Genomic DNA, 7,231 nt, shown 5'->3' with positions numbered 1-7,231 from the left:
GGCCCTTCCGGCCCCGCACCCGCGCGCCCCACCCGGACGCCCTCGCCTACATCCTGCACACCTCCGGCTCGACCGGAACACCGAAGGCCTGCGCCAACACCCACGCCGCCCTCGCCAACCGCCTCGCCTGGATGGCCGAGCACCTGCGCGTCGGACCCCACGACACCATCCTGCACAAGACCCCCGTCTCCTTCGACGTCGCCGTCTGGGAGATCCTCCTGCCCCTCGTCAGCGGCGCCCGCCTCGTCATGGCGCCGCCGCACGCCCACCGCGACCCCGACGCGCTGGCCCGCCTCATCGGCGACCACGCCGTCACCCTCGTGCACTTCGTGCCCGCCCAGCTCTCGGCCGCGCTCGCCGCCGGCGCCCTCGACGGTGCGGCCAGCCTCACCCGCCTGGTCGCCAGCGGCGAGGCCCTGCCGGCCGACCTCGCCCAGGCCGTCGCCGCCCGCACCGGCGCACGGGTGCACAACCTCTACGGACCCACAGAGGCGGCCATCGACGTCACCGCCTGCGACGTCGCCGCCTGGGCGGAGGGCCCCGGCCCCGGCCCGCGCGTGCCGATCGGCACGCCGATCGCCAACCTGCGCCTGCTCGTCCTCGACGACGCGCTCCACCCGGTGCCGGTGGGGGTGGTGGGCGCGCTGTATATCGGCGGCCTCGGCCTGGCGCGGGGCTATCGCGGCCAGCCGGGTCTGACCGCCGCGCGGTTCGTGCCCGACCCGGGAGCCGGGCGCGACGGCACGCCGTCCGGGGCGCGGCTGTACCGCACCGGCGACCGGGCCGCGTGGCGGGCGGACGGGCAGCTCGATTATCGCGGGCGGACGGACGATCAGGTCAAGATCCGCGGCCAGCGCGTCGAGCCGGGCGAGGCGGCCGCGGCGTTGCGGGCCCTGCCCGGCGTGGCCGAGGCGGCGGTGGTCGCCCGTCCAGGACCGGACGGGGCCCTGCGGCTCGTGGGCTACGCGGTGCCGGCGGCGGGCGGCGCGCTCGACGAGGCAGCGTTGCGGCGCGCCCTGGCCGAGACGCTGCCGGAGGCGCTCTGCCCCGCCCGCATCCTCGCCATGCCCGCCCTGCCGCTCTCGCCCAACGGCAAGCTCGACACCCGCCAGCTCCCCAAACCGGACTGGGCCGGCCCGGATCGGCGCCGGCCGCGCACCGCGCAGGAGGCCGCCGTGGCGCAGGCCTTCGCGCAGGTGCTCGGACTCGACGCGGTCGGGATCGACGACAGCTTCTTCGATCTCGGCGGCCACTCGCTGCTCGCCACCCGCCTCGTCAGCCGACTGCGCGCGGCGCTGGGCACCGAGCTGCCGCTGCGCGCCGTGTTCGAGGCCCCCACGGTCTCGGCGCTGAGCGGGTGGATCGCCGCGGCCGGCGACGACGCGGCCGGACGCTCCGGCCCCACCCGCACGCCCCTCGTGGCGCGCCCGCGGCCGGACGTGGTCCCGCTCTCCCCGGCCCAGACCCGGATGTGGCTGCTGTCGCGGATCGACGGGGCGCATCCCTACACCATCCCGATCGCGCTCCGCCTCGCGGGAGCGCTCGACGCGGACGCTCTGCGCGCGGCCCTCGCCGACGTGGTGGCGCGCCACGAGAGCCTGCGCACCCGCGTCGTCGAGATCGACGGGGCGCCCGCGCAGCACGTGCTGCCGCCCGACGCGGCGCGGCCCGCCCTCGACGTGCGCGCGGCGGACCCGGCTTCCTGGCCGGACGCGCTGTCCGCGGCGGCACGCGCGCCCTTCGACTTGGCCGTCGACCTGCCGATCCGCGCGCGGCTGTACCGCTTCGGCCCCGATGCGCACGGGCTCCTCCTCCTGATCCACCACGCCGCCGCCGACGGCTGGTCGCTGACCCCGCTGATGCGCGACCTCGCGGCGGCCTACGCGGCGCGCCTCCGCGGCGCGGCGCCGGATCGCCCGGCCCTGCCGGTGCAGTACGCGGACTACACGCTCTGGCAGCGCGATCGTCTCGGCGACGAGGCCGCCCCGGACAGCCTGATCGCCCGCGAGATCGGCTACTGGCGCGCGCAGCTCGCGGGCCTGCCCGAAGGCCTCGCGCTGCCAACCGACCGGCCGCGCCCGGCGACGGCGAGCCACCGCGGGCGGCGCGTGCCCCTCGCCCTGGGGCCGGACCTGCACCGCGCCCTGGCGGATCTCGCGCGGCGCGAGCGGGCGAGCCTGTTCATGGTGCTCCAGGCCGGCTTGTCCGCGCTCCTGACCCGCCTGGGTGCGGGCGAGGACATCTCCCTCGGGAGTCCGATCGCGGGCCGCACGGACGAGGCCCTCGACGGCCTCGTCGGATGCTTCGTCAACACGCTGGTGCTGCGGACCGACACGTCCGGCGACCCGAGCGGCCGCGATCTCGTGGGGCGCGCCCGCGCCGTCGCGCTCGAGGCCTACGCGCACCAGGACGTGCCCTTCGAGCGCCTCGTGGAGGTGCTGAACCCGCCGCGCTCGCTCGCGCGCCATCCGCTGTTCCAGGTCATGCTGGCCCTTCAGGACGGCGTCCCGGCATCGTTCGCCCTGGCCGGCCTGCGCGCCGTCCCGGATTCGGTCGGTGCCGGTGCCGCGCGGTTCGACCTCGCCTTCGATCTCGTCGAGCGGCGTGAGTCCGACGGGACGGAAGCGGGTGTCGTCGGCCACCTCGAATACGCCACGGACCTCTTCGACGAGGCCGGCGCGACCCGCCTCGCGCACCGGTTCGCGCGGCTGCTCGCCGCCCTGGCGGCCGCACCGGACCGGCCTATCGGGGATCTCGACCTGTTCGAGGCCGGCGAGCGGCGGCAGGTCCTGACAGACTGGAACGCGACGGCGCGGGCGGTGCCGTCTGGGACCCTGCCGGCGCTCGTCGCCACGCAGGCCGCCCGCGCGCCGGAGGCCGTCGCCGTCGTCGCCGGGTCGGAGGTGCTGCGCTACGCGGAGCTCGAGGCCCGGGCGAACCGCATCGCCCACGCGCTGATCGCCCGCGGGATCGGCCCGGAGAACATCGTGGCCGTGGCGCTGCCGCGCGGGCCGGACCTCGTCGCGGCGCTGCTGGGCGTGCTCAAGGCGGGGGCGGCCTACCTGCCGCTCGACCCGGGCTACCCCGCGGCGCGCCTCGCCCTCATGCTGGCGGATGCCCGGCCCGCATGCCTCGTGACCATCGACGGCGTGCCACGACCGGACGGCCTGCCCGCCCTCGTCCTCGGTTCCCCGGAAGGGTCTGCCGCGCTCGCAACCGCATCGGCGCAGGCGCCGACCGACCGGGATCGGACGAGCCCGCTCGTCCCCGCCCATCCCGCCTACGTGATCTATACCTCCGGCTCCACGGGCCGGCCCAAGGGAGTGGTGGTCTCGCATGCCAGCCTGACCAACCTGCTGCACGCCCTCGTCGATCGCCTCGGCGTGACTCCGGCGGATCGCCTGCTCGCGGTCACCACGGTCGGCTTCGACATCGCCGGCCTCGAACTGTTCGGGCCGCTCGTTCGCGGCGCGCGCGTGGTGCTGGCCGAGCGGGACGACGTGCTCGATCCCGGGCGGCTGGGGCGGCTCATCGGCGCGGCGGGCATCACGCTGATGCAGGCGACGCCGACCCTGTGGCGCGGCCTCGTGGAAACGGAGGCCCTGCACGGCGTGCGGGTGCTGGTGGGCGGCGAGGCGCTGCCGCCCGACCTGGCCGGCGCCCTGAGCGCGCGCGCGGCGCGGGTCACCAACCTCTACGGTCCGACCGAGACCACGATCTGGTCCACGGCCGCGGATATCGATCCCGGCGGGGAGGCCGTCCCCATCGGCGCGCCTCTGTGGAACACGCAGGCCTACGTGCTCGACGACGGCCTTCGGCCGGTCCCGCCGGGCACGGTCGGCGAACTCTATCTCGCGGGCGCCGGTGTCGCCCGCGGATACCTCGGACGGCCAGGCCTCACCGCCGAGCGGTTCGTCGCCTGCCCCTTCGGGCCACCCGGCGCGCGCATGTATCGGACGGGGGACCGCGTGCGCTGGCGCGCGGACAGACAACTCGATTACCTGGGCCGGGCCGACCATCAGGTGAAGGTCCGCGGCGTGCGCATCGAGCCCGGCGAGATCGAGGCGGCGCTCGTCGCCCGGCCCGGGATCGCGCAGGCGGTCGTGACCGCCTGGCAGGGCCGGCCCGGCGACACGCGGCTCGTGGGCTACGTCGTCCCCAGCCCGGGGGCGGCGCTCGATCCCGAGGATTTGCGCCGGGCGCTCACCGCCACGCTGCCGGACGCCCTGGTGCCCGCGTCCATCGTGACGCTCGATGCCCTGCCGCTGACGCCCAACGGCAAGGTCGACCGCGCTGCCCTGCCGGCGCCGGAGCCGGCCGCCGACCTGGCCGCCGACCCGCCGCGGACCGAGACGGAACGGCGCCTCGCCGCCGTCTGGGCCGAGGTGCTGGGTCTCCCCTCGGTCGGGCGCGGCGACAATTTCTTCGCCAAGGGCGGGCACTCGCTCCTCGTCGCCCGGGTCGTCGCGCGCCTGAACGAGGCGCACGACATCGCTCTGCCCCTGCGCGCCGTGTTCGAGGCGCGCACCCTGGCGGATCTCGCGGTCGCGATCGACAGCCGGAACGCCGATGGCGTGGATGCCGACATCGACGCGATGAGCGACCTCCTCGACGCGCTGGAACATGCCGAATGACTGACACCGGCCCCTCGCGGGACGACCAGCTGCGCGCTCTCGCGGCCCGCTTTGCCGCGCTGCCCGCCGGAAAGCGCCGCCGGTTCCTGGAAGAACTCGCCGCGCGCGGCCTCGATGCAGACCGTCTGCCGATCGTGCCGGCAGAGGGCGGCGACACGGCGCCCCTCTCCGATGCGCAGCGCCGGTTCTGGCTCCTCTGGCAGCTCGATCCGGAGAGCCCGGCCTATCACATCGTCGGCGCGCTGCGGCTGTCCGGTCCGCTCGACCCGGAGGCGCTGGACCGGGCGCTCGCGCGCGCCGTCGCCCATCACGCGGGCCTGCGCACGCGCTTTCCCCTGCGCGACGGCGAGCCCGTGCAGCAGGTCGACGCGACCGCTGGATTCGCGATGACCCGCCACGACCTGACCGGCTGCGACGAGGCCGAGGCGCGGGCGCGTCGCGCGGCGATCGAGGCTGGGATCGAACGGGCGTCCTTCGATCTCGCGCGCGGGCCGCTCGTGCGCGCCGCCCTGGTCCGCGAGGCGCCGGAGCGTCACGTCGTCTTCCTGACCCTGCACCACATCGTCGGCGACGCGTGGTCGATGGACCTGCTGATCGACGACGTCGCGGCCGGCTACGGGGCCGAAACGCAGGACAGCCCCCCGCCGGCGATCACCTACGCGGATTACGCCGCTTGGCAGGCGCGGATGCTCGATGCCGGCGCCCAGGCCGCGAGCCTCGCGTTCTGGACGAACCTTCTCGGCACGGAACACCCCGTCCTCGCGCTCCCCACCGACCGGCCGCGGCCCGAAAATCCCAGCTTCGCCGGGGAGACCCTGACCTTTCCGCTGCCGCCCGCGATCGCGGCGGGCATCCACGGGCTGGCGCGGCGCCTCGGCGCGACGGCGTTCCACGTCCTCGCCGCCGGTTTCGCGATCCTGCTCCAGCGCCTCGGCGCGGAGCGCACGGTCCGCCTCGGCGTGCCAGTGGCGAACCGCACCCGGCCGGAGACCGCAAGGGTGATCGGCAGCTTCGCCAACACGCTGGTGCTGCCCTTTGCATTCGATCCGCTGGCGCGCTTTGCCGATTGCGTCGAGGCGACGCGAGCACTCCTGGTGGAGGCGCAGGCCCATCAATCCGTGCCATTCGAGCGGCTCGTGAGCGCCTTGAGCCCCGAGCGGCATCCCGGTCGCAATCCCCTGTTCCAGGCGATCGTCCAGCACCTGCAGGAACGCCCGCTCGCCACGATCCGCCTCGGCGGCCTGTCGGTGGAGCGCGTCCCGCGCGCCACCGGCAGCGCCCACGTGGATCTCGGCCTGACCACGCTGGAGGATGCGCAGGGCGGGTTCACCGCACACCTGACCTACGCGCGCGACCTGTTCGACGAAGCGACCGTCGCGCGCTGGCGCGACCATCTCCTGACGCTCCTCGGCAGCCTCGTCGCGGCCCCCGATGCGCCGATCCACCGGGCGCCCCTGCTCACCCCGGCCGAGATCGGTCGGCTGAACCCGCCCTCGGCACCGCCCGACGACGGGCTCCCCGTTCACGACATCATCGCCGGGTTCGCGCGGGCGGATCCCGAACGGACCGCCGTGATCTTCGCCGACCGCGCCACGAGCCGCGGCGCACTGGAAGCCGAGGCGAACCGCCTCGCGCACCGTCTGGCCGGAGCGGGCATCGGCCCGGACACGGTCGCCGCCGTGATGCTGCCCCGTTCGCCCACCCTGCTCGCTGCCTATCTCGGCGTGCTCAAGGCGGGCGGCGCCTACCTGCCGCTGGGGCTCGACCTTCCGGATGCGCGCATCGCCGCGATGGTCGCCGACAGCGGCGCGCGCGTCCTCGTCACGGATCACGCCCATGCGGGCCGCGGGCCGGCCGAGGGCGTGGTCAGGCGGATCCTGATCGACGAAGACGCGCCCGACGCCGCCGCGGAGGCTCCGCCGGCGGTGGCGCTGCACCCGGAGAACCTCGCCTACCTCATCTACACCTCGGGCTCGACGGGAAGGCCGAAGGCGGTGGCGGTCGCGCACGGACCGCTCGCGATGCATGTCAGCGCCACCGCACCGCTCTACGGGATGGATGCGGACTCGCGCGAGTTCCACTTCATCACCTTCAACTTCGACGGCGGTCACGAGCGCTGGCTCACGACGCTCGCCTGCGGCGCCAGCCTCGTGCTCCGCGACGACGCGCTCTGGTCGCCGGCGGAGGTGTTCGCGGCGTTCCGGACCCACGGCGTGACGAATGCCGGCTTCCCGCCGAGCTATGTCCGGGAGCTGACGCGCTGGGCCGAGCAGGAGGGCGGCGCGCCGACCCTCGACCTGCTCTCCTTCGGCGGCGAAGCGATGCCGCGCGACGAACTCGCGCGCATCAACCGCACCCTCGGGCCGCGCCGTCTCATCAACGGCTACGGACCGACCGAGACCGTGGTGACGCCGCTCGTCTGGAAGGTCCCCGCCGGTACGGCCTGCGACACGCCCTACGCGCCGATCGGCAGCCCGGTGGGCGACCGGACCGCCTGGGTCCTCGACGACGCGCTTCACCCGGTGCCGGTGGGGGTGGTGGGCGCGCTGTATATCGGCGGCACCGGCCTCGCCCGGGGCTACCTCGGACGGCCCGGC

General features: G+C 75.4%; 2 protein-coding genes. Both read left to right on the top strand.

The genetic code is table 11. From position 1 onward, the window contains the following. The coding region (locus CIW48_RS32575; RefSeq protein ID WP_149314474.1) for a non-ribosomal peptide synthetase at positions 1–4,634 on the top strand (4,634 nt) is incomplete at its 5' end. After that, the coding region (locus CIW48_RS32570) for a condensation domain-containing protein (protein ID WP_149314473.1) at positions 4,631–7,231 on the top strand (2,601 nt) is incomplete at its 3' end. The genes CIW48_RS32575 and CIW48_RS32570, both read left to right, overlap by 4 nt.

This window comes from Methylobacterium sp. P1-11 (genome assembly GCF_008329595.1).
In the GTDB taxonomy this organism is placed as follows: domain Bacteria; phylum Pseudomonadota; class Alphaproteobacteria; order Rhizobiales; family Beijerinckiaceae; genus Methylobacterium.
Note: the sequence above shows the minus strand (reverse complement) of the source record. Positions and strands in the feature narration are given on the sequence as shown.